This is a genomic window from Pseudomonas sp. (assembly GCF_017744435.1).
Classification (GTDB): Bacteria; Pseudomonadota; Gammaproteobacteria; order Pseudomonadales; family Pseudomonadaceae; genus Aquipseudomonas.
Map to the genome: position 1 here is coordinate 1 of NZ_JAGIBG010000073.1, position 19207 is coordinate 19207.

At 58.0% G+C, this 19207-nt stretch carries 31 protein-coding genes and 1 pseudogene; 31 read left to right on the forward strand and 1 reads right to left on the reverse strand.

Going from position 1 to position 19207, the window contains the following annotated elements:
- The 31 genes and pseudogenes from J7573_RS25590 to bfr form a co-directional block, all read left to right on the forward strand.
- Positions 1 to 135, forward strand: a pseudogene (locus J7573_RS25590) (elongation factor Tu); the annotation flags it as partial.
- A 142-nt stretch (positions 136 to 277) separates the two neighbouring features.
- A complete protein-coding gene (gene rpsJ / locus J7573_RS25595; protein ID WP_003186070.1) occupies positions 278 to 589 on the forward strand; it encodes a 30S ribosomal protein S10 in 312 nt (103 codons plus the stop codon).
- 80 nt (positions 590 to 669) lie between these two features.
- The gene (gene rplC, locus J7573_RS25600; protein ID WP_027917847.1) at positions 670 to 1305 is read left to right on the forward strand and encodes a 50S ribosomal protein L3; all 636 of its coding nucleotides are present in this window, start codon (positions 670 to 672) and stop codon (positions 1303 to 1305) included.
- A 12-nt stretch (positions 1306 to 1317) separates the two neighbouring features.
- Entirely contained in the window at positions 1318 to 1920 is a 603-nt protein-coding gene (gene rplD / locus J7573_RS25605) for a 50S ribosomal protein L4 (RefSeq protein ID WP_027917846.1), read from the forward strand.
- Positions 1917 to 2216 (forward strand): 50S ribosomal protein L23, encoded by a 300-nt coding sequence (gene rplW, locus J7573_RS25610; protein WP_003255484.1) that lies wholly within the window; start codon positions 1917 to 1919, stop codon positions 2214 to 2216. The genes rplD and rplW overlap by 4 nt, the downstream gene beginning before the upstream one ends.
- Positions 2217 to 2230: 14 nt before the next feature.
- Positions 2231 to 3055, forward strand: coding sequence for a 50S ribosomal protein L2 (gene rplB, locus J7573_RS25615; RefSeq protein WP_003255483.1), 825 nt, complete (start codon positions 2231 to 2233; stop codon positions 3053 to 3055).
- 16 nt (positions 3056 to 3071) lie between these two features.
- The gene (gene rpsS / locus J7573_RS25620; protein WP_003255482.1) at positions 3072 to 3347 is read left to right on the forward strand and encodes a 30S ribosomal protein S19; all 276 of its coding nucleotides are present in this window, start codon (positions 3072 to 3074) and stop codon (positions 3345 to 3347) included.
- An 11-nt stretch (positions 3348 to 3358) separates the two neighbouring features.
- Positions 3359 to 3691 carry a 50S ribosomal protein L22 gene (rplV, locus tag J7573_RS25625; protein ID WP_003103908.1) on the forward strand — a complete coding sequence of 111 codons (333 nt, stop codon included), beginning with the start codon at positions 3359 to 3361 and terminating at the stop codon, positions 3689 to 3691.
- 13 nt (positions 3692 to 3704) lie between these two features.
- On the forward strand, positions 3705 to 4391 hold the full coding sequence (gene rpsC, locus J7573_RS25630; protein WP_003255481.1) for a 30S ribosomal protein S3: 687 nt from the start codon (positions 3705 to 3707) through the stop codon (positions 4389 to 4391).
- Positions 4392 to 4403: 12 nt separating this feature from the next.
- Positions 4404 to 4817, forward strand: coding sequence for a 50S ribosomal protein L16 (rplP, locus tag J7573_RS25635; RefSeq protein WP_003255479.1), 414 nt, complete (start codon positions 4404 to 4406; stop codon positions 4815 to 4817).
- Positions 4817 to 5008, forward strand: a complete 192-nt coding sequence (gene rpmC / locus J7573_RS25640; RefSeq protein ID WP_002555481.1) for a 50S ribosomal protein L29 — start codon at positions 4817 to 4819, stop codon at positions 5006 to 5008. The genes rplP and rpmC overlap by 1 nt, the downstream gene beginning before the upstream one ends.
- Positions 5009 to 5010: 2 nt before the next feature.
- Complete coding sequence (gene rpsQ / locus J7573_RS25645; RefSeq protein ID WP_008089812.1) at positions 5011 to 5277, forward strand: 30S ribosomal protein S17; 267 nt, start codon at positions 5011 to 5013, stop codon at positions 5275 to 5277.
- Positions 5278 to 5300: 23 nt separating this feature from the next.
- The gene (gene rplN / locus J7573_RS25650; RefSeq protein ID WP_008089810.1) at positions 5301 to 5669 is read left to right on the forward strand and encodes a 50S ribosomal protein L14; all 369 of its coding nucleotides are present in this window, start codon (positions 5301 to 5303) and stop codon (positions 5667 to 5669) included.
- An 11-nt stretch (positions 5670 to 5680) separates the two neighbouring features.
- Positions 5681 to 5995, forward strand: coding sequence for a 50S ribosomal protein L24 (gene rplX / locus J7573_RS25655; RefSeq protein WP_003255476.1), 315 nt, complete (start codon positions 5681 to 5683; stop codon positions 5993 to 5995).
- A 20-nt stretch (positions 5996 to 6015) separates the two neighbouring features.
- Complete coding sequence (gene rplE, locus J7573_RS25660) at positions 6016 to 6555, forward strand: 50S ribosomal protein L5 (protein WP_003255474.1); 540 nt, start codon at positions 6016 to 6018, stop codon at positions 6553 to 6555.
- 13 nt (positions 6556 to 6568) lie between these two features.
- Positions 6569 to 6874 carry a 30S ribosomal protein S14 gene (gene rpsN, locus J7573_RS25665; protein WP_009681970.1) on the forward strand — a complete coding sequence of 102 codons (306 nt, stop codon included), beginning with the start codon at positions 6569 to 6571 and terminating at the stop codon, positions 6872 to 6874.
- Positions 6875 to 7083: 209 nt separating this feature from the next.
- Positions 7084 to 7476 (forward strand): 30S ribosomal protein S8, encoded by a 393-nt coding sequence (gene rpsH / locus J7573_RS25670; RefSeq protein ID WP_003255471.1) that lies wholly within the window; start codon positions 7084 to 7086, stop codon positions 7474 to 7476.
- A gap of 12 nt (positions 7477 to 7488) precedes the next feature.
- Complete coding sequence (gene rplF, locus J7573_RS25675; RefSeq protein WP_294341383.1) at positions 7489 to 8022, forward strand: 50S ribosomal protein L6; 534 nt, start codon at positions 7489 to 7491, stop codon at positions 8020 to 8022.
- Positions 8023 to 8032: 10 nt separating this feature from the next.
- Positions 8033 to 8383, forward strand: coding sequence for a 50S ribosomal protein L18 (gene rplR / locus J7573_RS25680; protein WP_003255467.1), 351 nt, complete (start codon positions 8033 to 8035; stop codon positions 8381 to 8383).
- 3 nt (positions 8384 to 8386) lie between these two features.
- Positions 8387 to 8887, forward strand: a complete 501-nt coding sequence (gene rpsE / locus J7573_RS25685) for a 30S ribosomal protein S5 (RefSeq protein ID WP_003255465.1) — start codon at positions 8387 to 8389, stop codon at positions 8885 to 8887.
- Between the two features lie 2 nt (positions 8888 to 8889).
- Positions 8890 to 9066, forward strand: coding sequence for a 50S ribosomal protein L30 (rpmD, locus tag J7573_RS25690; RefSeq protein WP_003255463.1), 177 nt, complete (start codon positions 8890 to 8892; stop codon positions 9064 to 9066).
- Between the two features lie 3 nt (positions 9067 to 9069).
- A complete protein-coding gene (rplO, locus tag J7573_RS25695; protein WP_023382625.1) occupies positions 9070 to 9504 on the forward strand; it encodes a 50S ribosomal protein L15 in 435 nt (144 codons plus the stop codon).
- The gene (gene secY, locus J7573_RS25700; RefSeq protein ID WP_016393394.1) at positions 9505 to 10836 is read left to right on the forward strand and encodes a preprotein translocase subunit SecY; all 1332 of its coding nucleotides are present in this window, start codon (positions 9505 to 9507) and stop codon (positions 10834 to 10836) included. It begins immediately after the preceding gene.
- A gap of 28 nt (positions 10837 to 10864) precedes the next feature.
- The gene (gene rpmJ, locus J7573_RS25705) at positions 10865 to 10981 is read left to right on the forward strand and encodes a 50S ribosomal protein L36 (RefSeq protein ID WP_002555468.1); all 117 of its coding nucleotides are present in this window, start codon (positions 10865 to 10867) and stop codon (positions 10979 to 10981) included.
- A gap of 131 nt (positions 10982 to 11112) precedes the next feature.
- Positions 11113 to 11469: a 30S ribosomal protein S13 gene (rpsM, locus tag J7573_RS25710; protein WP_003255457.1), complete on the forward strand. Its 357-nt coding sequence runs from the start codon at positions 11113 to 11115 to the stop codon at positions 11467 to 11469.
- Positions 11470 to 11487: 18 nt separating this feature from the next.
- Positions 11488 to 11877 carry a 30S ribosomal protein S11 gene (gene rpsK / locus J7573_RS25715; protein WP_003255454.1) on the forward strand — a complete coding sequence of 130 codons (390 nt, stop codon included), beginning with the start codon at positions 11488 to 11490 and terminating at the stop codon, positions 11875 to 11877.
- 15 nt (positions 11878 to 11892) lie between these two features.
- On the forward strand, positions 11893 to 12513 hold the full coding sequence (rpsD, locus tag J7573_RS25720; RefSeq protein WP_027917844.1) for a 30S ribosomal protein S4: 621 nt from the start codon (positions 11893 to 11895) through the stop codon (positions 12511 to 12513).
- Between the two features lie 22 nt (positions 12514 to 12535).
- Positions 12536 to 13537, forward strand: coding sequence for a DNA-directed RNA polymerase subunit alpha (gene rpoA / locus J7573_RS25725; RefSeq protein WP_003255452.1), 1002 nt, complete (start codon positions 12536 to 12538; stop codon positions 13535 to 13537).
- A gap of 42 nt (positions 13538 to 13579) precedes the next feature.
- Positions 13580 to 13966 (forward strand): 50S ribosomal protein L17, encoded by a 387-nt coding sequence (rplQ, locus tag J7573_RS25730; protein WP_003255451.1) that lies wholly within the window; start codon positions 13580 to 13582, stop codon positions 13964 to 13966.
- A gap of 172 nt (positions 13967 to 14138) precedes the next feature.
- The gene (locus J7573_RS25735; protein WP_294341404.1) at positions 14139 to 15578 is read left to right on the forward strand and encodes a catalase; all 1440 of its coding nucleotides are present in this window, start codon (positions 14139 to 14141) and stop codon (positions 15576 to 15578) included.
- Positions 15579 to 15742: 164 nt separating this feature from the next.
- A complete protein-coding gene (bfr, locus tag J7573_RS25740; RefSeq protein ID WP_003257116.1) occupies positions 15743 to 16207 on the forward strand; it encodes a bacterioferritin in 465 nt (154 codons plus the stop codon).
- A gap of 72 nt (positions 16208 to 16279) precedes the next feature.
- On the opposite strand, the gene uvrA is transcribed toward bfr, so the two are convergent.
- Positions 16280 to 19114, reverse strand: a complete 2835-nt coding sequence (uvrA, locus tag J7573_RS25745; protein WP_294341407.1) for an excinuclease ABC subunit UvrA — start codon at positions 19112 to 19114, stop codon at positions 16280 to 16282.
- Between the last annotated feature and the right edge of the window lie 93 nt (positions 19115 to 19207).

Genomic DNA, 19207 nt, shown 5'->3' on the forward strand with positions numbered 1-19207 from the left:
GTAATGCCAGGTGACAACATTCAGATGACTGTTACCCTGATCAAGACCATCGCAATGGAAGACGGTCTGCGCTTCGCTATCCGTGAAGGCGGTCGTACCGTCGGCGCCGGCGTCGTAGCCAAAATCATCGAGTAATCACTCGACCGATTGAAAAAAACCCCCGCTCAGCGGGGGTTTTTTTTATTGGGTTGACACTAAATTGGGGCGTCTATAGAATCACGCCTCCTTTTAGCGGGCGTAGTGCGTCCGTTGGGAACAGCCTGGAGTCTGAAATCCAATGCAAAATCAGCAAATCCGTATCAGGTTGAAGGCTTTCGACCATCGCCTGATCGACCAATCCACCCAGGAAATCGTGGAAACCGCGAAACGTACTGGTGCACAAGTGCGTGGTCCAATTCCACTGCCTACCCGCAAAGAGCGTTTCACCGTTCTGGTCTCCCCGCACGTCAACAAAGACGCGCGTGACCAGTACGAGATTCGCACTCATAAGCGTGTTCTGGACATCGTCCAGCCAACGGATAAAACCGTTGACGCGCTGATGAAGCTTGATCTGGCGGCAGGTGTGGAAGTACAGATCAGCCTCGGCTAAGACTTCGGTCTAGTCGTGTAACGCTCTGAAATGGGCGGCCATAGCGGGTGAAAGCCCCGTACACTCATGAGGTTTACAACATGACTATTGGTGTAATCGGTCGCAAGTGCGGTATGACCCGCATTTTCACCGAAGAAGGTGTCTCCATTCCGGTCACGGTCATTGAGATCGAGCCGAATCGTGTCACCCAGTTCAAAACTGAAGAAACCGATGGCTACCGTGCAGTGCAAGTCACTGTCGGCGAGCGTCGTGCTTCGCGTGTGACTGCCGCTCAGGCAGGTCACTTCGCCAAGGCCAACGTTGCCGCTGGTCGCGGTGTCTGGGAGTTCCGTCTTGAAGAAGGCGAGTTCCAGGCTGGCGACTCGATCAAAGCTGAACTCTTCACTGCAGGCCAGCTGGTTGACGTTACTGGTCAGTCCAAAGGTAAAGGCTTCGCCGGTACCATCAAGCGCTGGAACTTCCGTGGCCAGGACAACACCCACGGTAACTCCGTGTCGCACCGTGTCCCAGGTTCCATCGGCCAGTGCCAGACTCCTGGTCGTGTGTTCAAGGGCAAGAAAATGTCCGGTCACATGGGCGCCGAGCGCGTGACTGTTCAGTCCCTGGAAGTAGTTCGCGTAGACGCTGAGCGCAACCTGCTGCTCGTCAAGGGTGCCGTTCCTGGCGCTACTGGCGGCGACGTGGTTGTACGTCCAGCTGTCAAGGCTCGCGGTTAAGGGGATACTGACATGCAACTTAATGTAAATGACGCTCAGGCGATCGAAGTTTCCGAACTGGCTTTCGGTGGCGAATTCAACGAGACGCTGGTACACCAAGCAGTCGTGGCCTACATGGCCGGCGGCCGTCAGGGCACCAAGCAGCAGAAGACCCGTTCCGACGTGGCTGGTGGCGGTAAGCGCCCATGGCGTCAGAAGGGTACTGGCCGTGCTCGTGCTGGTACCACCCGTGGTCCGATCTGGCGTGGCGGTGGTGTAACCTTCGCAGCTCGTCCTCAAGATCACTCGCAGAAGCTCAACAAGAAGATGTACCGCGCAGCCCTGCGCTCCATCCTCGCCGAGCTGGTGCGTAGCGACCGTCTGGTCGTGGTTCAGGACTTCGCTGTTGAAGCACCGAAAACCAAAGATCTGCTGAACAAGCTGAACGGCATGGGTCTGAACGACGTACTGATCGTTTCCGACGCTGTTGATCAGAACCTGTACCTGGCTGCTCGCAACCTGCCGCACGTCGATGTACGTGACGTTCAAGGTTCCGACCCGGTCAGTCTGATCGCATACGAGAAGGTGTTGATCACCGTCTCGGCCGTGAAGAAATTCGAGGAGCTGCTGGGATGAACCAGGAACGCGTATTCAAAGTCCTCCTTGGCCCGCACGTTTCCGAGAAGGCTACCGTTCTGGCTGAGAAAAAAGGCCAGTTCGTATTCAAGGTTGCTACCGATGCAACCAAGCTGGAAATCAAGAAAGCTGTCGAAGGCCTGTTCAACGTAAAAGTTGAAAACGTGTCGACTGTTAACGTTCTGGGTAAAACCAAGCGTACCGCACGTGGTCTGGGCAAGCGTAATGACTGGAAGAAGGCGATCGTCTCCCTTCAGCCAGGCCAAGATCTCGATTTCAGCAGCAGTGCTGAGTAAGGAAGGGGTGCATCATGGCAATCGTTAAATGCAAACCGACTTCCCCTGGCCGCCGTTTCGTGGTCAAGGTGGTCAACAAGGAGCTGCACAAAGGCGCTCCTCACGCACCGCTGATCGAGAAAAAATCGAAGTCTGGTGGTCGTAACAACAATGGCCGCATTACCACTCGTCACGTTGGTGGTGGTCACAAGCAGCATTACCGTCTGGTCGACTTCCGTCGCAACGACAAAGATGGCATTCCAGCCACTGTCGAGCGTATCGAATACGATCCAAACCGTACTGCTCACATCGCCCTGCTGTGCTACGCAGACGGTGAGCGTCGCTACATCATCGCCCCTAAAGGCGTGAGCGCTGGCGACCAGCTGATCGCAGGTGCCCTGGCCCCAATCAAGGCCGGTAACTCCCTGCAGCTGCGCAACATTCCAGTAGGTAGCACCATTCACGGCATCGAACTGAAGCCGGGTAAAGGTGCTCAGATCGCACGTTCCGCTGGTGCTTCGGCTCAGCTGATCGCCCGCGAAGGTGTCTACGTGACCCTGCGTCTGCGCTCTGGTGAAATGCGTAAAGTCCTGGCTGAGTGCCGTGCGACCCTGGGCGAAGTCTCGAACTCCGAGCACAGCCTGCGTTCGCTGGGTAAAGCTGGTGCCAAACGCTGGCGCGGCGTTCGCCCAACCGTTCGTGGTGTTGCCATGAACCCGGTTGACCACCCACATGGTGGTGGTGAAGGTCGTACCTCCGGTGGTCGTCATCCGGTATCGCCATGGGGCTTCCCAACCAAGGGTGCGAAGACCCGCGGTAATAAGCGTACCGACAACATGATCGTCCGTCGTCGCAAGTAACTAGAGGGATACGACAGTGCCACGTTCTCTGAAAAAAGGTCCTTTTATCGATCTTCACCTGTTGAAGAAGGTCGAAGTGGCGGTGGAGAAGAACGATCGCAAGCCAGTTAAAACCTGGTCGCGTCGCTCGATGATCCTGCCACAAATGGTCGGTCTGACCATCGCGGTTCACAACGGTCGCCAGCATGTCCCAGTTCTCGTGAACGAAGACATGGTCGGCCACAAACTGGGCGAGTTCGCCGGTACCCGCACCTATCGCGGGCACGTGGCTGACAAGAAAGCCAAGCGTTAAGGGGTAAGGAAATGGAAGTAGCCGCTAAGTTGTCGGGCGCTCGCATCTCCGCCCAGAAAGCCCGCTTGGTCGCCGACCAGATCCGCGGGAAGAAGGTGGGCGAAGCGCTCAACCTGTTGGCCTTCAGCAGCAAAAAAGCCGCTGAAATCATGAAGAAAGTCCTCGAGTCGGCCGTAGCCAACGCCGAACACAACGAAGGCGCAGACGTTGATGACCTGAAGGTCTCCACCGTCTTCGTCAACGAAGGGCGTTCGCTGAAGCGCATCATGCCACGTGCCAAAGGCCGTGCTGATCGCATCGTCAAGCGGTCTTGCCATATCACTGTCAAGGTTGCGGACAAGTAACGGAGTCGATCAGATGGGTCAGAAAGTACATCCCACTGGCATTCGCCTGGGAATCGTCAAGGAGCACACCTCCGTCTGGTACGCAGACGGTGCTACTTACGCAGATTACCTGTTGAAGGATCTGAAAACGCGTGAGTACCTCCAAGACAAACTAAAAAGCGCGTCCGTAAGCCGTATCGATATTCATCGTCCGGCTCAAACTGCACGCATCACCATCCACACCGCTCGTCCAGGTATCGTTATCGGGAAGAAAGGTGAAGATGTCGAGAAGCTGCGTCAGGACCTGACCAAGCAGATGGGTGTGCCTGTGCACATCAACATCGAAGAGATCCGCAAGCCGGAACTCGACGCTATGCTGGTTGCGCAGAGCGTAGCTCAGCAGCTGGAACGCCGCGTAATGTTCCGTCGCGCCATGAAGCGCGCCGTACAGAACGCCATGCGTATTGGTGCCAAGGGCATCAAGATCCAGGTGAGCGGTCGTCTCGGCGGTGCTGAGATTGCTCGTACCGAGTGGTATCGCGAAGGTCGTGTGCCTCTGCACACCCTGCGTGCCGATATCGACTACAACACCTACGAAGCTCACACCACTTACGGTGTGATCGGTGTGAAGGTTTGGATCTTCAAAGGCGAAGTTATTGGTGGTCGCCAAGAAGAACTGAAACCACAAGCACCAGCGCCTCGTAAAAAAGCTGCTAAGTAAGGGGTACGCCAAATGTTGCAACCAAAGCGTACAAAATTCCGCAAGCAGATGACTGGCCACAACCGTGGTCTGGCACTGCGCGGTAGCAAAGTCAGCTTCGGCGAATTCGCCCTGAAAGCTGTTGCTCGCGGTCGCCTCACCGCTCGCCAGATCGAGTCCGCACGTCGTGCGCTGACCCGTCACGTTAAGCGTGGCGGTAAGATCTGGATCCGTGTGTTCCCGGACAAGCCGATCTCCAAGAAGCCTCTCGAGGTTCGTATGGGTAAAGGTAAGGGCTCCGTGGAATACTGGGTTGCCCAGATCCAGCCAGGCAAAGTCCTGTACGAGATCGAGGGTGTTTCTGAAGAGCTGGCGCGCGAAGCTTTCGCCCTGGCTGCTGCAAAGCTGCCTCTCGCCACCTCCTTTGTTAAGCGGACGGTGATGTGATGAAAGCGAATGAACTTCGTGAAAAATCTGCACAGCAACTGAATGAGCAACTGCTCGGCTTGCTGCGCGACCAGTTCAATCTGCGTATGCAGAAAGCAACTGGCCAGTTGGGGCAGTCGCACCTGCTCTCGCAAGTTAAGCGTGACATTGCTCGCGTGAAAACTGTGCTTAACCAGCAGGCAGGTAAGTGATCATGGCTGAAGCTGAAAAAACCGTCCGTACGCTGACTGGCCGTGTCGTCAGCGACAAAATGGACAAGACCATCACCGTTCTGATCGAGCGTCGCGTAAAGCACCCGATCTACGGTAAATACGTTAAGCGTTCGACTAAGCTGCACGCGCACGACGAATCCAACCAGTGCAAAATCGGCGACAAGGTTTCCATCCGTGAAACCCGTCCGCTGGCCAAGACCAAGTCCTGGGCACTGGTTGAAGTCCTCGAACGCGCTGTTGAAGTCTAAGGGCTAGGGGTCGGAGAAATTTTATGATTCAGACTCAATCCATGCTCGATGTGGCCGATAACAGCGGCGCTCGTCGCGTCATGTGCATCAAGGTGCTCGGCGGTTCGCACCGCCGTTACGCCGGCATCGGTGACATCATCAAAGTAACCGTCAAGGAAGCAATTCCGCGCGGTAAGGTCAAAAAAGGCCAGGTGATGACTGCTGTTGTCGTCCGTACCCGTCACGGTGTACGTCGCGCTGACGGTTCCATCATTCGTTTCGACGGCAACGCTGCTGTTCTGCTGAACACCAAGCAAGAGCCGATCGGCACTCGCATCTTCGGGCCAGTGACCCGTGAACTTCGTACTGAGAAGTTCATGAAGATCGTCTCGCTCGCCCCTGAAGTGCTGTAAGGAGATCCGACATGCAAAAGATTCGTCGTGACGACGAGATCATCGTGATCGCCGGCAAAGACAAAGGTAAGCGCGGTAAGGTGCTGAAGGTTCTGGCTGATGACCGTCTGGTCATCGGTGGCGTGAACCTGGTCAAGCGTCATACCAAGCCTAACCCGATGGCGGGCGTTCAGGGCGGTATCGTCGAAAAAGAAGCGCCTCTGCACGCTTCCAACGTTGCCATCTTCAACGGCGAAACCAACAAGGCTGACCGCGTTGGTTTCAAAGTAGAAGACGGTAAGAAAATTCGTGTCTTCAAGTCGACCCAAAAAGCGGTTGATGCTTGAACACTGCTAGGTAGAAGACCATGGCACGACTGAAAGAGATTTACCGGAACGAAATCGCTCCTAAGCTTAAGGAAGAACTTAAGCTGTCGAACGTGATGGAAGTTCCGCGCGTTACCAAGATCACCCTGAACATGGGTCTGGGCGAAGCGATCGGCGACAAGAAAGTCATCGAGCACGCTGTTGCTGACCTGGAAAAGATCACCGGTCAAAAGCCGGTCGTGACTTTCGCTCGTAAATCCATCGCGGGCTTCAAAGTCCGTGAGGGATGGCCGATCGGCGTCAAAGTGACCCTGCGTAGCGACAAGATGTACGAATTCCTGGACCGCCTGCTGGCGATCTCCCTGCCTCGGGTACGCGACTTCCGCGGCCTGAATGCCAAGTCCTTCGATGGCCGTGGCAACTACAGCATGGGCGTGAAAGAGCAGATCATCTTCCCGGAAATCGATTACGACAAGATCGATGCTCTGCGCGGTTTGGACATCACCCTGACCACCACTGCTCGTTCGGATGACGAAGGCCGCGCTCTGCTGCGTGCATTCAAATTCCCGTTCCGCAACTGATTGGAGTAGGAAAATGGCCAAGAAGAGCATGAAAAACCGCGAGCTGAAGCGTCAGCTCACGGTAGCCAAGTTCGCTAAGAAGCGTGCTGAGCTGAAAGCGACCATCGTCAACGTGAACGCCTCTCCAGAAGAGCGTTTCGCTGCCGTAGTCGCTCTGCAGAAGCAGCCACGTGACGCTAGCGCTTCGCGCCTGCGCAACCGTTGCCGCCTGACCGGTCGTCCTCACGGTGTATACCGTAAGTTCGGCCTGGGCCGTAACATGCTGCGTCAAGCTGCAATGCGCGGCGACGTACCAGGCCTGGTCAAAGCCTCCTGGTAATCGCTGCAGGTGTGATCCCGGTGGAAGGGGAGCAATCTTCCGACCACCGGTGACCTCGCCAACAAACAAGCCCCTTCATGGGGCTTGTTTCGTTTCTGCCTTGTGTCTAGAATGACCGGCTCACCCGAGCCTGGGTTTTTTACCCTGCCCGCTTGGGTGGTTGTGATAGCCGCAAGGCTAATATTTCTTGTATCAGGAGCATCTAGCCCATGAGTATGCAGGACCCGTTAGCGGACATGCTAACTCGCATCCGTAATGCCCAGATGGCTGAAAAGTCCGTCGTAAGCATGCCTTCCTCCACCCTGAAGGTCGCGGTTGCCAAAGTTCTGAAAGACGAAGGTTACATTGCCGGTTACCAGGTAACTGGTGAGGCCAAGCCTTCCCTTTCGATCGAACTGAAGTACTTCGAAGGCCGTCCGGTCATCGAGGAACTGAAGCGTTCCAGCCGTCCTGGCCTGCGCCAGTACAAGGCCGTCACCGACCTGCCGAAAGTACGTGGCGGTCTGGGCGTGTCTATTGTCTCCACCAACAAAGGTGTGATGACTGACCGCGCTGCGCGCGCTGCCGGTGTCGGCGGCGAAGTTCTGTGCACAGTGTTCTAAGGGGAGATAGGCATGTCTCGCGTCGCTAAGAACCCCGTTAAGCTGCCATCCGGTGTCGAAGTCAAATTCGCCGGTCAGCAGCTTTCGGTGAAGGGTGCCAAAGGCACTCTCGAACTGAACGTTCACTCGTCTGTTGAAGTTACCGAAGAGTCTGGCGAGCTGCGTTTCGTCGCTCGCAACGGTGACCAGCAAGCTCGCGCCATGGCCGGTACTACCCGTGCCCTGGTGAACAACATGGTCCACGGCGTAAGCCAAGGCTTCGAGCGCAAGCTCCAGCTGGTCGGTGTTGGTTACAAGGCGCAGGCCAAAGGCGAAATCCTGAACCTGGCCCTGGGCTTCTCTCACCCAGTGGACTACGAACTGCCAGCCGGCATCACCGCTGAAACTCCTAGCCAGACCGACATCCTGATCAAGGGTATCGACAAGCAGCTGGTAGGTCAGGTGGCCGCTGAAATCCGCGGGTTCCGTCCGCCAGAGCCTTACAAGGGCAAGGGTGTGCGTTACGCGGACGAAGCAGTCCGTCGTAAAGAAGCCAAGAAGAAGTAGGGCCTAGCAAATGACCGACAAAAAAGTTATTCGACTGCGTCGCGCTCGCAAAGCACGCCTCAAGATGCACGAACTCGAAGTCGTGCGCCTGTGCGTGTTCCGCTCCTCGCAGCACATCTACGCCCAGGTCATTTCGGCCGACGGCAGCAAGGTTCTGGCAAGCGCCTCGACCTTGGACAAAGACCTGCGTGATGGCGCCACTGGCAACATCGACGCGGCCACTAAGGTTGGCAAGCTGGTAGCTGAGCGTGCGAAAGCCGCCGGTGTATCTCAAGTTGCCTTTGACCGTTCCGGCTTCAAGTACCACGGCCGCGTCAAAGCGCTGGCTGATGCTGCTCGTGAAGGCGGGCTGGAGTTCTAAGTTATGGCAAATAACGATCAAAAGCGCGACGAAGGCTACATCGAGAAGCTGGTTCAAGTTAACCGCGTAGCTAAAACCGTTAAAGGCGGCCGTATCTTCACCTTCACCGCGCTGACCGTGGTGGGTGATGGCAAGGGTCGCGTTGGTTTCGGCCGTGGCAAGTCGCGCGAAGTACCTGCTGCGATCCAGAAAGCCATGGAAGCTGCTCGTCGCAACATGATCCAGGTTGACCTGAAGGGCACCACCCTGCAGTACGCCACCAAGGCTGCCCACGGCGCCTCGAAGGTTTACATGCAGCCTGCCTCGGAAGGTACCGGTATCATCGCCGGCGGCGCCATGCGTGCCGTCCTGGAAGTTGCTGGTGTTCAGAACGTCCTGGCCAAGTGCTACGGTTCGACCAACCCAGTGAACGTGGTTTACGCCACCTTCAAGGGTCTGAAAGCCATGCAATCTCCTGAGTCCATTGCTGCCAAGCGCGGCAAGAGCGTTGAGGAGATCTTCTAATCATGGCAACCGTAAAAGTAACGCTGATCAAGAGCGTCTCGGGCCGCCTGCCTAACCACAAACTGTGCGTTAAAGGTCTGGGTCTGCGTCGCATCGGTCACACTGTAGAAGTCCAGGATACTCCCGAGAACCGCGGGATGATCAACAAGGCTTACTACATGCTGAAGGTCGAGGGTTAATCGATGAAACTCAATGATCTGAGTCCAGCGCCGGGTTCCCGTCGCGAGAAGCATCGTCCAGGTCGTGGTATCGGTAGCGGTCTGGGTAAGACCGGCGGCCGTGGCCACAAAGGTCAGACCTCCCGTTCCGGTGGTTCGATCGCTCCTGGCTTCGAAGGCGGTCAACAGCCGCTGCACCGTCGTCTGCCGAAGTTCGGCTTCGTTTCCCTGAAAGCCATGGACCGCGCTGAAGTGCGTCTGTCCGAGCTGGCCAAAGTGGAAGGCGACGTGGTTTCCGTACAGTCCCTGAAGGACGCCAACGTGATTGGCCAGAACGTACAGCGTGTGAAAATCATGCTGTCTGGCGAAGTCACTCGCGCAGTCACCATCAAGGGCATCGCAGCCACCAAGGGTGCGCGTGCGGCTATCGAAGCAGCTGGCGGCAAGTTCGAGGAATAAATGGCTAAGCAAGGTGCTCTCTCTTCGCTCGGTAAGGGCGGGATGTCGGAACTCTGGGCTCGTCTGCGTTTTCTGTTCATGGCGATCATCGTCTATCGGATAGGTGCGCATATCCCGGTTCCTGGCATCAATCCAGACCGTCTGGCGGATCTGTTTCGGCAGAATGAGGGGACCATTCTTAGCTTGTTCAACATGTTTTCCGGTGGCGCGCTTGAGCGCATGAGCATCTTTGCACTGGGGATCATGCCGTACATCTCGGCATCGATCATCATGCAGCTGATGACGGCGGTCAGCCCGCAACTGGAGCAGTTGAAGAAGGAAGGTGAAGCTGGCCGTCGCAAGATCAGCCAGTACACCCGCTACGGCACCGTTATCCTGGCACTGGTTCAAGCCATTGGCATGTCCATTGGCCTGGCCAACCAGGGCGTGGCGTTTTCTGTAGGTCTCGGCTTCTATGTCGTTGCCGTCTCCACCTTCGTGGCAGGCGCGATGTTCATGATGTGGCTGGGCGAGCAGATCACCGAGCGCGGTGTGGGCAACGGTATCTCGATGTTGATCTTCGCAGGTATCGTTGCCGGTCTTCCGAGAGCAATCGGGCAGTCTTTCGAGTCTGCACGCACAGGCGATATCAATATTTTCGCCCTGGTCGCAATCGGTTTGCTTGCAGTAGCGATCATCGGTTTCGTGGTGTTCATTGAGCGTGGTCAGCGTCGTATCGCCGTTCACTACGCCAAGCGTCAGCAGGGCCGCAAGGTCTTCGCTGCGCAGACCAGCCACTTGCCGCTGAAGGTGAACATGGCGGGGGTTATCCCGGCCATTTTCGCGAGCAGCATTCTGCTGTTCCCGGCTTCGCTGGGTGCCTGGTTCGGTCAGTCCGAAGGTATGGGCTGGCTGCAGGACATCTCGCAGTCGATCGCTCCTGGTCAGCCGTTGAACATTCTGCTGTTTAGTGCAGGGATCATTTTCTTCTGCTTCTTCTACACAGCGTTGATGTTCAACCCGAAAGACGTAGCGGAAAACCTGAAGAAGTCCGGTGCCTTTATTCCGGGTATCCGTCCTGGTGAGCAGTCCGCACGCTACATTGATGGCGTTCTGACTCGTCTGACCATGTTCGGTGCTCTTTACATGATGGCCGTCTGCCTTCTGCCCCAGTTCCTGGTGGTGGCAGCAAATGTGCCGTTCTACCTTGGCGGGACCTCGTTGCTGATTGTGGTAGTGGTTGTGATGGACTTCATGTCCCAAGTACAATCGCACCTCGTTTCGCACCAGTACGAATCCCTGATGAAGAAAGCCAACCTGAAAGGCTACGGCGGCAGCGGTCTGCTGCGCTGATACGCCCCTAAGGTTCGAGGAGTCGGTAATGAAAGTTCGTGCATCGGTGAAAAAGCTGTGCCGTAACTGCAAGATCATCCGTCGCGAAGGCGTCGTACGAGTGATCTGCAGCGCGGAACCGCGTCACAAACAGCGCCAAGGCTGAGTGTGATCTGCGCTTCAAACCCAGCAGCTAGTGTGCTGCTGGGTTGATTATTCGTTTCTACAGCGATATTATCTCGCGCCCTATTTCTTGGCTTCCGGGGCGTAGGTAGCTGTCAATTGGAGTCCCACTGAATGGCCCGTATTGCAGGCGTCAACATTCCAGATAACAAGCATACTGTTATCTCGCTGACCTACATCTATGGTGTCGGTCGCACAACTGCACAGAAGATCTGTGCAGACGCTGGTGTCAACCCAGCCGCAAAGATCAAGGATCTGAGCGACGAGCAAATCGAAACCCTGCGTGGCGAAGTCGCGAAGTTCACCACCGAAGGTGACCTGCGTCGTGACATCAACATGAAGATCAAACGCTTGATGGACCTGGGCTGCTACCGTGGCCTGCGTCATCGTAAAGGTCTGCCGGTTCGCGGTCAGCGCACCAAGACCAACGCACGCACCCGTAAGGGCCCGCGTAAGCCGATCCGCAAGTAATCGCCCAGGAATATAGACATGGCAAAACCTGCTGCTCGTCCTCGTAAGAAAGTCAAAAAGACAGTGGTTGATGGCATCGCCCACATCCATGCGTCTTTCAACAACACCATCGTGACCATCACCGACCGTCAGGGCAACGCACTGTCCTGGGCTACTTCCGGTGGTTCGGGTTTCCGTGGTTCGCGCAAATCCACCCCGTTCGCAGCCCAGATTGCTGCTGAGCGTGCTGGTCAAGCTGCGCTGGAATATGGTCTGAAGAACCTCGACGTCAACGTCAAGGGTCCAGGTCCAGGTCGTGAATCCGCCGTTCGTGCACTGAACAGCTGCGGCTACAAGATCGCCAGCATCACCGACGTGACGCCAATCCCGCATAACGGGTGCCGTCCGCCGAAGAAGCGTCGCGTGTAATCAGGAGACAGAAGAATGGCACGTTACATTGGTCCAAAATGCAAACTGTCTCGTCGTGAAGGCACCGACCTGTTCCTGAAGAGCGGCGTTCGCGCTCTGGAATCGAAGTGCAACATCGAAGCAGCCCCAGGTATCCACGGCCAGCGCCGTGGCCGTCAGTCCGACTACGGTACCCAGCTGCGCGAGAAACAAAAAGTCCGTCGTATCTACGGTGTTCTGGAGCGTCAGTTCCGCGGTTACTACCAAGCTGCTGCCTCGAAAAAAGGCGCAACCGGTGAGAACCTGCTGCAACTGCTCGAGTGCCGTCTGGATAACGTCGTTTACCGTATGGGCTTCGGCTCGACTCGTTCCGAGTCGCGTCAGCTGGTTTCCCACAAGGCTATCAGCGTCAACGGTAAGACTGTAAACATTCCATCCTACCAAGTTCGTCCGGGTGACGTGGTCGCGGTTCGCGAGAAGTCGCTGAACCAGCTGCGCATTGTTCAAGCCCTTGAACTGTGCGCCCAGCGTGGCCGCGTTGAGTGGGTAGACGTAGATTCCGCTAAGAAGTCGGGCGTTTTCAAGAACGTTCCAGCTCGTGGCGATCTGTCTGCCGACATCAACGAAAACCTGATTGTCGAGCTCTACTCCAAGTAAGGGCTAGAAAATAGGTGCATCCATGCAGATTTCGGTAAATGAGTTCCTGACTCCCCGCCATATTGATGTGCAGGTAGTCAGTCCGACCCGCGCCAAGATTACGCTCGAGCCTCTCGAGCGTGGTTTCGGCCATACCCTGGGCAACGCGCTGCGCCGCATCCTGTTGTCCTCCATGCCTGGCTGTGCAGTAGTCGAGGCCGAGATCGATGGCGTACTCCATGAGTACTCCGCGATCGAAGGTGTTCAGGAAGACGTAATTGAAATCCTGTTGAACCTGAAAGGCCTGGCTATCAAACTGCACGGTCGTGACGAAGTTACGCTGACCTTGTCGAAAAAGGGTTCGGGGGTGGTTACCGCTGCCGATATTCAGCTGGATCACGATGTCGAGATCGTCAACCCCGATCACGTAATCGCGAACCTGGCGTCCAACGGCGCCCTGAACATGAAGCTCACCGTAGCTCGTGGTCGTGGTTACGAGCCGGCTGACTCCCGTCAAACCGACGAAGACGAAAGCCGTAGCATTGGCCGTCTGCAGCTGGACGCTTCGTTCAGCCCGGTGCGTCGTATCGCCTATGTGGTCGAGAACGCCCGTGTTGAACAGCGTACCAACCTGGACAAGCTGGTCATTGATCTGGAAACCAACGGCACCCTGGATCCTGAAGAGGCTATCCGCCGCGCTGCGACCATCCTGCAACAGCAGCTGGCCGCGTTCGTCGACCTCAAAGGTGACAGTGAGCCTGTCGTAGTCGAGCAGGAAGACGAGATCGATCCGATCCTGCTGCGCCCGGTTGACGACCTGGAACTGACTGTACGTTCGGCCAACTGCCTCAAGGCGGAGAACATCTACTACATCGGCGACCTGATTCAGCGTACCGAAGTAGAGTTGTTGAAGACTCCTAACCTTGGCAAGAAGTCCCTGACTGAAATCAAGGACGTTCTGGCCTCTCGTGGTCTGTCTCTCGGCATGCGCCTCGACAACTGGCCGCCTGCAAGTCTTAAGAAAGACGACAAGGCGACCGCCTGATCGTCGTAATCACCGAACGTAGTGTTTGGTAAGGAATGAATCATGCGTCATCGTAAAAGTGGACGTCACCTGAGCCGTACCAGCTCTCACCGCAAGGCTATGTTCCAGAACATGGCAGTGTCGCTGATCGAGCACGAGCTGATCAAAACCACCCTGCCGAAAGCCAAGGAACTGCGCCGCGTTGCCGAGCCGCTGATCACCCTGGCCAAGGAAGACAGCGTTGCTAACCGTCGTCTGGCCTTCGACCGTACCCGTTCGAAGTCCGCTGTTGGCAAACTGTTCAACGACCTGGGCAAGCGTTACGCCACCCGTCAGGGCGGCTACCTGCGCATCCTGAAGTGCGGTTTCCGCGCTGGCGACAACGCGCCTATGGCGTACGTCGAGCTGGTTGATCGTCCGGTCGGCGGTGCTGTAGAAGCTGCTGAGTAAGACGTTCTGTCTGCTACAAAGAACCGGGCCTAGTGCCCGGTTTTTTGTGTCTGAAGGTATTGTTTATTTCTATTGATACAAGTCATGTAATGAATTTGTTCTGAAACAACCGCTCGTCGATACTCCTTCTCAAGCCGTTTAGCCGGCGCCTGAAGACCGATAAGGAGAGCCCATGAGCAAGATTCTCACCACCGCCAGCGGTGCACCTGTAGCTGATAACCAGAATTCCCGCTCCGCCGGCCCACGCGGCCCGCTGCTGCTCGACGACTTCCACCTGATCGAGAAGCTCGCCCACTTCAACCGTGAGAACATCCCTGAGCGCCGTGTGCACGCCAAAGGCTCGGGTGCCTACGGTACCTTCACCGTCACCCGCGATATTACGTCGCACACCAGCGCCAAGCTGTTCGAACAGATCGGCAAGCAAACCGAGACCTTCCTGCGATTCTCGACGGTCGGTGGCGAGCGCGGCTCGGCGGATACCGAGCGCGACCCGCGTGGCTTTGCGGTGAAGTTCTACACCGAGGAAGGCAACTGGGACATCGTTGGCAACAATACGCCGGTGTTCTTTATCCGCGACCCGCTCAAGTTCCCGGACTTTATCCACACCCAGAAGCGCCACCCGCAAACCAACCTGAAGAACGCCCAGATGATGTGGGACTTCTGGTCGCACTCGCCCGAAGCACTGCACCAGGTCACCATCCTGTTCTCCGACCGCGGTATCCCGGACGGATACCGGCACATGCACGGCTTCGGCAGCCACACCTACAGCCTGATCAATGCCCAAGGCGAACGCACCTGGGTCAAATGGCACTTCAAGACCCAACAAGGCATCAAGAACCTGGCTCCGGCCGACGCAGCACGCCTGGCCGGTACCGACCCGGACTACGCCCAGCGTGACCTGTTCGAAGCCATCGAACGTGGCGACTTCCCGCGCTGGACCGTGTGTATCCAGGTGATGAGCGAGGCCGAGGCGGCCAACCGCGACGAGAACCCGTTCGACGTGACCAAGACCTGGTCGCAGAAGGACTACCCGCTGATCGAAGTGGGTGTGCTGGAGCTCAACCGCAATCCACTGAACTACTTTGCCGAAGTGGAACAGGCGGCGTTCGGCCCGAGCAACATGGTCCCGGGTGTCGGCCTGTCGCCTGACCGCATGCTGCAGGGCCGCGTATTCGCTTACGCCGATGCACACCGCTACCGTGTGGGTACCAACCACCAGCAGCTGCCGGTGAACGCCCCGCGCAGCCCGGTGAACAGCTACCAGCGCGATGGTTCGATGGCCATGGGCAGCTACGGCAGTGCGCCGAACTATGAACCCAACAGCTATGCCGATGCGCCGAAGCAGTCGCCACGCCACGCTGAACCCGCTCTGGCCCTCAGCGGCGCAGCGGACCGCCACGACCACCGTGAGGATAACGACTACTACAGCCATGCCGGTGCGTTGTTCCGCCTGATGAGTGACGAGCAGAAGGCACTGCTGATCAGCAACATCGCCGGCACCATGGCGGGCGTCAGTGAAGACGTGATTCAGCGCCAATTGCAGTACTTCTTCAAGGCCGACCCGGCCTATGGCGAAGGCATCGCCAAGGCATTGAGCGTGACGCTCGCCTAAGTCGAAGTGATAAGAAGAACCGCCCTCATTTGGGCGGTTTTTCAATGAATATCACTACTGTTTAACCGATTTTTTGCATCTAATTGCGCGTTTTTCAGTGACCGCGCGCAAAAGCTGGTTCACACTATGTGCATCAAGCCGTTTTCACAGGGAGAATCAGGGCGATGCAAGGTCACCCGGACGTAATCAACTACCTCGTCACGTTGCTGAAGGGCGAACTGGCCGCACGCGACCAGTACTTCATCCACTCGCGCATGTACGAAGACTGGGGCCTGTCCAAGCTCTACGAGCGTATCAACCACGAGATGGAAGAAGAGACGCAGCACGCTGATGCCCTGATGCGCCGTATCCTCATGCTCGAAGGCACTCCCGACATGCGTGCGGACGACCTCGAAGTGGGCAGCACCGTGCCGGAAATGATCGAGGCCGACCTCAAGCTCGAGTACAAGGTGCGTGGCGCACTGTGCAAAGGCATCGAGCTGTGCGAATTGCACAAGGACTACATCAGCCGCGACATCCTGCGCGCGCAGCTGGCTGACACCGAAGAAGATCACACCTACTGGCTGGAGAAGCAGCAGGGCCTGATCAAGGCCATCGGCCTGGAGAACTACCTGCAGTCGCAGATGTAAGTTATCCACAGCTTCACGAAAAAGCCCCTGGTACCAACAGTACCAGGGGCTTTTTCATGTCACCGACAAACCTCAGGCCCGGTCACGCTCCAGCAGCGGCTTGAGGTAATGCCCGGTATACGACTGCTTCATCTTGGTCAGCTCTTCCGGTGTACCGCAGGCAATGATCTGCCCACCCTTGGAACCGCCTTCCGGCCCCAGGTCCACCAGCCAGTCGGCGGTCTTGATCACATCCAGGTTGTGCTCGATCACCACTACGGTGTTGCCGTGGTCACGCAGGCGATGCAGAACGTCCAGCAGCTGCTGGATGTCGGCGAAGTGCAGGCCGGTGGTCGGCTCGTCGAGGATGTACAAGGTCTTGCCGGTGTCGCGCTTGGACAGCTCACGGGACAGCTTCACCCGTTGCGCTTCGCCACCGGACAAGGTGGTCGCCGATTGTCCCAGCTTGATGTACGAAAGCCCCACGTCCATCAGCGTCTGCAGCTTGCGCGCCAGCGCCGGCACCGCATCGAAGAACTCACGGGCATCCTCGATGGTCATTTCCAGCACCTCGTGGATGTTCTTGCCCTTGTACTTGATCTCCAGGGTTTCGCGGTTGTAGCGCTTGCTCTTGCACACGTCGCAGGGCACGTAGATGTCCGGCAGGAAGTGCATTTCGACCTTGATCAGGCCGTCGCCCTGGCAGGCCTCGCAACGGCCGCCCTTGACGTTGAACGAGAAACGCCCCGGGCCGTAGCCGCGCGAGCGCGATTCCGGCACGCCGGAGAACAGCTCGCGAATCGGTGTGAAGATGCCGGTGTAGGTCGCCGGGTTCGAGCGCGGCGTGCGGCCGATCGGGCTCTGGTCGATGTCCACCACCTTGTCCAGGTGCTGCAGGCCGTCCATGCTGCTGTGCGGTGCGGCTTCCAGGCTGCTCGCGCCGTTGAGGGCGGTGGCGGCGAGGGGGAACAGGGTATTGTTGATCAGCGTCGACTTGCCCGAGCCGGACACACCGGTCACGCAGGTCAGCAGGCCGATCGGGAGCTCCAGGTCGACGTTCTGCAGGTTATTGCCACGTGCGCCCTTGAGCTTGAGCTGCAGCTTCTTGTTGCGGGGGGTGCGCTGGGCCGGCACGACAATCTTCTTGCGCCCGGACAGGTACTTGCCCGTCAGCGAGTCTGGGTGGTCCATGACCTCCTGCGGCGAGCCCTCGGCGACGATCTGGCCACCGTGCACGCCGGCACCCGGGCCGATGTCGACCACGTAGTCGGCCAGGCGGATGGCGTCCTCGTCGTGTTCCACCACGATCACCGTGTTGCCCAGGTCGCGCAGGTGGTTGAGAGTGGCCAGCAGGCGGTCGTTGTCCCGTTGATGAAGGCCGATGGACGGTTCATCGAGGATATACATCACCCCGACCAGGCCGGCACCGATCTGGCTGGCCAGGCGGATGCGCTGGGCTTCACCGCCAGACAACGTGTCGGCACTGCGGTCGAGGGTCAGGTAGTCGAGGCCGACGTTGACCAGGAACTGCAGGCGCTCGCAGATCTCCTTGAGGATCTTCGCCGCGATCTCGCCGCGGCGGCCGGTCAGGGTCAGCTCGCCGAAGTAGCTGCTGGCTTCACCGATCGGCAGGTTGGTCACCGCCGGCAGGGTCTTCTCGCCAACCCACACGTGGCGGGCTTCGCGGCGCAAGCGGGTACCACGGCAATCCGGGCAGGGCTGGGTGCCGAGGAACTTGGCCAGCTCTTCACGCACGGTGGCCGACTCGGTTTCGCGGTAGCGGCGTTCGAGGTTCGGCACGATGCCTTCGAACGGGTGCGAGCGCTTGACGATATCGCCGCGGTCGTTGAGGTACTTGAAGTCGACGCTCTGCTTGCCGCTGCCCTGCAGGATCACCTTCTGGTGCTCGGCTGACAGTTCACCGAACGGCTCCTCCAGGCTGAAGCCGTAATGCGCGGCCAGCGAGCCGAGCATCTGGAAGTAGTACACGTTGCGCCGGTCCCAGCCGCGAATCGCACCTTCGGCCAGGGTCAGCTCGCTGTTGACCAGGCGCTTGGTATCGAAGAACTGCTTAACCCCCAGGCCGTCGCAGGTCGGGCAGGCACCGGCCGGGTTGTTGAAGGAGAACAGCTTCGGCTCCAGCTCGCTGATCGCGTGGCCGCACACGGGGCAGGCGAAGCGCGCTGAGAAGATCATCTCTTCGCCGGGCTCGTCGTCCATGGGCGCGACCAGGGCGATGCCGTCGGCCAGCTTCAGCGCGGTCTCGAACGACTCGGCCAGGCGCTGCTGCAGGTCGGCGCGGACCTTGAAACGGTCCACCACCACGTCGATGCTGTGCTTTTTCTGCTTGTCCAGCTTGGGCAGTTCGTCCAGCTCATAGAGCTTGCCGTTGACCCGTGCACGGACGAAGCCCTGGGCGCGCAGCTCATCGAACACCGCCAGGTGCTCACCCTTGCGCTCGCGCACCACCGGTGCCAGCAGCATCAGCTTGCTGCCTTCCGGGCGCTCCAGCACCAGGTCGACCATCTGGCTGATCGTTTGCGCTTCCAGCGGAATATCGTGGTCCGGGCAGCGTGGCGTACCGACGCGGGCATACAGCAGGCGCAGGTAGTCGTAGATTTCGGTGATGGTGCCGACGGTGGAGCGGGGGTTGTGCGACGTCGATTTCTGTTCGATGGAAATGGCCGGCGACAGGCCTTCGATGGTGTCGACGTCGGGCTTTTCCATCATCGACAGGAATTGCCGGGCATAGGCCGACAGCGACTCCACATAGCGGCGCTGGCCTTCGGCGTAGAGGGTGTCGAACGCCAGGGACGACTTGCCGGATCCGGACAGGCCGGTAATCACGATCAGCTTGTCCCGCGGCAGGGTCAGGTCGATGTTCTTCAGGTTGTGGGTACGGGCCCCACGAATCAGGATCTTGTCCACTGCGGCCTCGCTCGGCGGGCATAAACAAGGAAGTATACGGCGCGCTGCCAGTACGCGGCAAAGCGTCGCGTAGATGCCGTCAGGCTGTCGGAC

Excerpts from the sequence above, each read along its gene's own strand:
- rpmD (WP_003255463.1), top strand. The coding sequence starts at position 8,890 with ATGGCAACCGTAAAAGTAACGCTGATCAAGAGCGTCTCGGGCCGCCTG.
- rplN (WP_008089810.1), top strand. The coding sequence starts at position 5,301 with ATGATTCAGACTCAATCCATGCTCGATGTGGCCGATAACAGCGGCGCT.
- secY (WP_016393394.1), top strand. The coding sequence starts at position 9,505 with ATGGCTAAGCAAGGTGCTCTCTCTTCGCTCGGTAAGGGCGGGATGTCG.
- rpsE (WP_003255465.1), top strand. The coding sequence starts at position 8,387 with ATGGCAAATAACGATCAAAAGCGCGACGAAGGCTACATCGAGAAGCTG.
- rplV (WP_003103908.1), top strand. The coding sequence starts at position 3,359 with ATGGAAGTAGCCGCTAAGTTGTCGGGCGCTCGCATCTCCGCCCAGAAA.
- rpsJ (WP_003186070.1), top strand. The coding sequence starts at position 278 with ATGCAAAATCAGCAAATCCGTATCAGGTTGAAGGCTTTCGACCATCGC.
- rplF (WP_294341383.1), top strand. The coding sequence starts at position 7,489 with ATGTCTCGCGTCGCTAAGAACCCCGTTAAGCTGCCATCCGGTGTCGAA.
- J7573_RS25735 (WP_294341404.1), top strand. The coding sequence starts at position 14,139 with ATGAGCAAGATTCTCACCACCGCCAGCGGTGCACCTGTAGCTGATAAC.
- rplP (WP_003255479.1), top strand. The coding sequence starts at position 4,404 with ATGTTGCAACCAAAGCGTACAAAATTCCGCAAGCAGATGACTGGCCAC.
- rplE (WP_003255474.1), top strand. The coding sequence starts at position 6,016 with ATGGCACGACTGAAAGAGATTTACCGGAACGAAATCGCTCCTAAGCTT.
- rpsK (WP_003255454.1), top strand. The coding sequence starts at position 11,488 with ATGGCAAAACCTGCTGCTCGTCCTCGTAAGAAAGTCAAAAAGACAGTG.
- rpsN (WP_009681970.1), top strand. The coding sequence starts at position 6,569 with ATGGCCAAGAAGAGCATGAAAAACCGCGAGCTGAAGCGTCAGCTCACG.
- rplW (WP_003255484.1), top strand. The coding sequence starts at position 1,917 with ATGAACCAGGAACGCGTATTCAAAGTCCTCCTTGGCCCGCACGTTTCC.
- rpmC (WP_002555481.1), top strand. The coding sequence starts at position 4,817 with ATGAAAGCGAATGAACTTCGTGAAAAATCTGCACAGCAACTGAATGAG.
- rplB (WP_003255483.1), top strand. The coding sequence starts at position 2,231 with ATGGCAATCGTTAAATGCAAACCGACTTCCCCTGGCCGCCGTTTCGTG.
- rpmJ (WP_002555468.1), top strand. The coding sequence starts at position 10,865 with ATGAAAGTTCGTGCATCGGTGAAAAAGCTGTGCCGTAACTGCAAGATC.
- rplR (WP_003255467.1), top strand. The coding sequence starts at position 8,033 with ATGACCGACAAAAAAGTTATTCGACTGCGTCGCGCTCGCAAAGCACGC.
- rpsM (WP_003255457.1), top strand. The coding sequence starts at position 11,113 with ATGGCCCGTATTGCAGGCGTCAACATTCCAGATAACAAGCATACTGTT.
- rpsC (WP_003255481.1), top strand. The coding sequence starts at position 3,705 with ATGGGTCAGAAAGTACATCCCACTGGCATTCGCCTGGGAATCGTCAAG.
- rpsD (WP_027917844.1), top strand. The coding sequence starts at position 11,893 with ATGGCACGTTACATTGGTCCAAAATGCAAACTGTCTCGTCGTGAAGGC.
- rpoA (WP_003255452.1), top strand. The coding sequence starts at position 12,536 with ATGCAGATTTCGGTAAATGAGTTCCTGACTCCCCGCCATATTGATGTG.
- rplX (WP_003255476.1), top strand. The coding sequence starts at position 5,681 with ATGCAAAAGATTCGTCGTGACGACGAGATCATCGTGATCGCCGGCAAA.
- rplQ (WP_003255451.1), top strand. The coding sequence starts at position 13,580 with ATGCGTCATCGTAAAAGTGGACGTCACCTGAGCCGTACCAGCTCTCAC.
- rplO (WP_023382625.1), top strand. The coding sequence starts at position 9,070 with ATGAAACTCAATGATCTGAGTCCAGCGCCGGGTTCCCGTCGCGAGAAG.
- rpsH (WP_003255471.1), top strand. The coding sequence starts at position 7,084 with ATGAGTATGCAGGACCCGTTAGCGGACATGCTAACTCGCATCCGTAAT.
- rplC (WP_027917847.1), top strand. The coding sequence starts at position 670 with ATGACTATTGGTGTAATCGGTCGCAAGTGCGGTATGACCCGCATTTTC.
- bfr (WP_003257116.1), top strand. The coding sequence starts at position 15,743 with ATGCAAGGTCACCCGGACGTAATCAACTACCTCGTCACGTTGCTGAAG.
- rpsQ (WP_008089812.1), top strand. The coding sequence starts at position 5,011 with ATGGCTGAAGCTGAAAAAACCGTCCGTACGCTGACTGGCCGTGTCGTC.
- rplD (WP_027917846.1), top strand. The coding sequence starts at position 1,318 with ATGCAACTTAATGTAAATGACGCTCAGGCGATCGAAGTTTCCGAACTG.